7 protein-coding genes are annotated in these 4,237 nt (G+C 37.5%); 1 reads left to right on the top strand and 6 read right to left on the bottom strand.

The genetic code is table 11. The annotated features are described in order from the left end of the window. The coding region (locus tag V7149_RS26025) for a HelD family protein (RefSeq protein WP_335348448.1) at positions 1–1,624 on the top strand (1,624 nt) is incomplete at its 5' end. Between the two features lie 110 nt (positions 1,625–1,734). On the opposite strand, the gene V7149_RS26020 is transcribed toward V7149_RS26025, so the two are convergent. The 6 genes from V7149_RS26020 to V7149_RS25995 form a co-directional block, all read right to left on the bottom strand. Next, positions 1,735–2,127 (bottom strand): VOC family protein, encoded by a 393-nt coding sequence (locus V7149_RS26020; protein WP_335348447.1) that lies wholly within the window; start codon positions 2,125–2,127, stop codon positions 1,735–1,737. An 18-nt stretch (positions 2,128–2,145) separates the two neighbouring features. Further along, the gene (locus V7149_RS26015) at positions 2,146–2,319 is read right to left on the bottom strand and encodes a hypothetical protein (RefSeq protein ID WP_335348446.1); all 174 of its coding nucleotides are present in this window, start codon (positions 2,317–2,319) and stop codon (positions 2,146–2,148) included. A 135-nt stretch (positions 2,320–2,454) separates the two neighbouring features. Continuing rightward, positions 2,455–2,586 (bottom strand): hypothetical protein, encoded by a 132-nt coding sequence (locus tag V7149_RS26010; protein ID WP_335348445.1) that lies wholly within the window; start codon positions 2,584–2,586, stop codon positions 2,455–2,457. A gap of 4 nt (positions 2,587–2,590) precedes the next feature. Continuing rightward, a complete protein-coding gene (locus V7149_RS26005; RefSeq protein WP_335348444.1) occupies positions 2,591–2,947 on the bottom strand; it encodes a VOC family protein in 357 nt (118 codons plus the stop codon). Positions 2,948–2,994: 47 nt separating this feature from the next. Next, complete coding sequence (locus tag V7149_RS26000) at positions 2,995–3,768, bottom strand: helix-turn-helix transcriptional regulator (RefSeq protein WP_335348443.1); 774 nt, start codon at positions 3,766–3,768, stop codon at positions 2,995–2,997. Between the two features lie 20 nt (positions 3,769–3,788). Beyond that, entirely contained in the window at positions 3,789–4,157 is a 369-nt protein-coding gene (locus V7149_RS25995; RefSeq protein WP_438824168.1) for a VOC family protein, read from the bottom strand. Between the last annotated feature and the right edge of the window lie 80 nt (positions 4,158–4,237).

The following is a 4,237-nucleotide window of genomic DNA, read 5'->3' as shown; positions in this document are numbered from 1 at the left end:
TATTGTTCAAGGGGCTGCCGGCAGCGGAAAAACAACGCTTGCCCTCCACCGGATCAGTTATTTTATTTATCAGTACAAGGAAAACTTTGCACCAGAGCAGCTGATGATCTTAGCGCCAAGCCGCTTGTTTATAGATTACATATCTGAAGCGCTGCCTGAACTAGGTGTTGAGAGAGTTCGGCAAACCACTTATCAGGAATATGTGCAAGTATGCCTTGGTCAAAAGCTTAATATGGTCAATAATAATAAATTGGTTCGGCTGCTGGAAGAGCCCGAAAGCAAGGATTCCCAAATTTCAGCTTGGATTTCATCAGCAAAGGGATCTCCCATTTTCCATGTAATTTTATCCAACTACCTAACAAGTATTTATAAAACATTTTTTCCTACGGAAGATTTCGTAATCGATAAATTTCGCCTATTCAGCTACAAGAAGTTTATTCATCTCTTTAAGACCGACTATAACTATCTTCCTCTTTTTAAAAGGCTGGATAAACTAAAGGCCGTTTTGCAAAATGACGTGGCGAAAAAGAAGAAAAACTTAATTAACAAAATCGAAACCTTTTATGATGAACGGATAGAAAGTGCTCTTTATCGTGGAAAGGATCCGGAGAGAAGGAGACAGTATGTTTCTTATGCACTAGACAAAAAAGCACTAAGGCTTGAGGAAATCAGAAAGGCCATTCGTAATGCTGTCCCTGCCTATATGAAAAAGTTTCCGAAAAAAACGCTCCTACAGTATTATCACGAGCTTTTTAATGATCCTATTAAGCTTTGCCAATGGGCCGAGGGCGGTCTCTCCGAACAGGAAGCAGAATTGTTATGCGAGTATAGCCAGACCCTTTTTGCAAAAAAGAAATATGAAAGAGAAGACCTTGCTCTGTTGCTTTATTTGCAGGTAAACCTTTTTGGCATTCCAAAAGAGTTTAAAGCCAAAAATATTGTCATTGACGAAGCACAGGATTACAGCTTCATGGAGCTGCTATCCCTTAAGAAAGCACTTGATACTGATATGTTTACGCTAGTGGGTGATCTTGCACAAGGAATTCATTCCTATAGAGGCTTAACATCGTGGAATGGAGTTTTAGAGGACATTTTTCCGCGAGCTACCTACACAGAATTGCAAAAAAGCTACCGAACAACCGTTGAGATTATGGAGAAAGCAAACGAGCTTTTAAAGCTTCTTCCCTACTCTTTTCCGAAAGTTGAACCCGTTGTCCGGCATGGAGAACCGCCTAGGTTTATAAAAAGAAAAATCGGAAAAGAACTTGTTCATCAAATTGAAGAGCAAGTAACTAGTCTAAAAGAGGAAATCTATAAAACTTTCGCGGTCATCGGCAAAACCATGAAAGATTGTCAGCTTCTTTATTCGCTTTTCGAGAAGCATTCAGATGAACCTGTCACACTGCTCGCAGAACAAGCAAAGATCCCGAAAGATGAAATTGTGATTGTTCCATCTTTTTTAGCAAAGGGGTTGGAATTTGACGTTGTTATCATAATTTCACTTGAAGAATCATTCTGTCGCGACTCTGAACTAGATATTAAGCTTCTTTATGTGGCCATGACAAGACCACTGCATCGGTTGTATTTTTATGGAGAAAGGGATGGGGATTTTATTATTGCGTAAATTAATCTGAACTTTTTTCAAAATTGAACAAAATTTAGAACAGGAAAAATCAGGACTTCTATTAATTGGAGTCCTGACTTTTAGTTTTCCCTTCGTTTTTTGCTCATTTTCTAAACATCACCTAAGATCGATTTTATCTTTTCTTGCTTCTCATTCTCATCCAAATACTCAAATAAGCCCAATTGGTTTCCCCATGAGTCTTGAAAGGTCCCCCATTTAGCAGGAACACCTTCCCTTTCGAATATCTCAAATTCCTCTATTTTTAATTCCTTCACTAATCTATCTCTTTCTTTTTCCAGATTTGAAACACCTAATCGGATCGGGCCGCTCCCCTCTGCAGGAAATCCTTCTGCCACTTGCAGCCAACAGCCGGGAATGACCTCCCATTCGGCAAAGCCTTGATGAGGACTAAAATCAGGTTGCCTATTTAATAATGTTTGGTACCATGTTTGGCCTTTTTCGAAATCATTTACTCTGATTTGAATCGTTATTTCATAAACCAATCTACTAGCCCCCTCAACCTAAAAGCGATAATCCTCTTTGCACACAATACCATACTCAAGGTACATCTTTAACAAAGCCAGTGCTTCTCCCCATCCAACTGCACAGCCTATACAAGCTGAAAGATCGGTGGAAGATGTGGAATAGCCAGCCTCTTCTAAAAGTAAAAGTGTTCCTTCTTGATAAGGCTGCATTTCAAACTTTACAGTAGTTGGATTTTTGCCAGGGGACTATTGAAAGAAAACAATCTATTCGGAACGGAGCCAAAATTTCCCCGCCGTCTTCAATATCCTCTTTATTTACACCGTAGTTGGACCATCTTAAGGTTATTATCCCTTCCCATTCTCATCCAAGTGTAAAACTGTATGATCTGTAAACCATGCATTCCAGCCCTCTGCCGTAGTTAAAGTTTCATAAACCTTATCTAAGGAAGCCTTTATGTATGTTTGATGATTAATCATTATCTCACTCGGAAAATTCTACAATTTCAATTTGGTTCCCCACAGGGTCTTCAATGATCGTGTAACGGCCAGGGGGGCAAGGTCTTGGTTCATCAAACAAAATTTTCACACCTTTAGATTTAAAATCAGCGATATCCTTGTCAAGATCCTTTGACAGTACACCTAATAGTACATTTTGCTTTGGCTCCTGATAAGCCTCCTCGTCTTCCTCTAACACAACTGGTATTTCATCATGTTTAAGACTAACAATCTTATCTCCATAATATTTTGAAACCTCGAAACCTAATACATTAGTATAAAAACCAACGGACTCTTGAAGATTTTTGACACGAACAGTAAGCACACAAACTTTATTTAACATGACATCTCCTCCTTCTTTAAACACCATTTTACCGAAAAATTAATCATTTAATTTCTTCTAGATTGCTCATTTTCAAATAAAAGCATTGGCAAATTAATTAAAATAGGCGGGTCATAAGGCATTGGTTCTCTTAAATTAATAGTTACTTCCGCTATCGTTTCTTTTTTAACTTTAATTGCATGATCAAATTTCCCTCGCAGTGATTTATTCAGTACGAAATAATCTTTCGGGTTTTTGCTCCAATGAATGGCAGCAGCCAATATGAAAAAGGTGCCTTCCGGAACTTTGGAAAAAATATATGTTCCTCCATTATTCAAAACACCTCCCAAAATCGGCCTTTGGTCAGGTATTGGGCGTGGAAACAGTCCAACAAAAATTAATCCTTTAAATGTTAGGGGTGAGTTTATATGACAAGTGATTGTTGAGGATACTGTTAGTTGGGATGGATAACCGCTCTTGTCATTGTATTGATGAATATAGTGATATAAAAAATCAGATTTGGTCTTAAATTGGTTTGGGGATTGTCCTACAAATTGTTTAAAACGCGAACTAAAAGACCCAATACTTTTATAGCCTACGCTTAATAAAGATTTTAGTATCGAGTTCGATGGGCTTGATAAAATCTCCTTGCATGCCTCAATCCGTAATGCAGATAAAAAATGTCTAGGTGTTACCCCTGTCACTTCCTTAAAACCTCTTAAGAAATGATAAGTACTATAGCCGAATTTAGCAGCTAACTCTTCTGAAGTAATTTCTTCCTCCAAGTGATTTTTCATATATTCAATCGACTGCTCAACAGCATTAAAAAGTTCCTTATCCATTCCTCTCACCCTATTTCATTTTAGAGAAATTCCATATGCCTTTTTTCTTTCTTGTAATATTCCAATCTATCCTGCAAAGTCCCTGTATGTAACTCAAATTTATGACCGTCTGGATCTGTAAAATAAATCGATTTCTTATCCTTTTCGTCTCTTGGACGACTAGGAAGGATATTCACGTTTAGCTCTGTTAATTTTTTATACATAACTTCGAAGTCTTTTTCTTCAATGGTAAAAGCAATATGCGTATAGGAATGGGCTATTTCATTTNNAAAGTAGGCAGTGTTTCTCCCCTTCACTAATAGCTTGGCATCAAAAACTTTCTGATAAAATTCAATAGACTTTTCTAAATCTGAAACCGAGAATAAAAAGTGATTTAAACCCTTAATCATCAAGAAATCACCTACTCTTGCAAAATTTATATTAAAGCTGACTATATTCAGCTATCAGATACTTGTTTGTGTTGGCATTG

Origin of the sequence: Bacillus sp. JJ1503, from assembly GCF_036965125.1 — a bacterium.
GTDB lineage: Bacteria > Bacillota > Bacilli > Bacillales > Cytobacillaceae > Cytobacillus.
Note: the sequence above shows the minus strand (reverse complement) of the source record. Positions and strands in the feature narration are given on the sequence as shown.

Coding starts and splice junctions, on each gene's coding strand:
- V7149_RS26010 (WP_335348445.1), bottom strand. CDS start 2,586: ATGATTAATCATCAAACATACATAAAGGCTTCCTTAGATAAGGTTTAT.
- V7149_RS26000 (WP_335348443.1), bottom strand. CDS start 3,768: ATGGATAAGGAACTTTTTAATGCTGTTGAGCAGTCGATTGAATATATG.
- V7149_RS26015 (WP_335348446.1), bottom strand. CDS start 2,319: ATGCAGCCTTATCAAGAAGGAACACTTTTACTTTTAGAAGAGGCTGGC.
- V7149_RS26005 (WP_335348444.1), bottom strand. CDS start 2,947: ATGTTAAATAAAGTTTGTGTGCTTACTGTTCGTGTCAAAAATCTTCAA.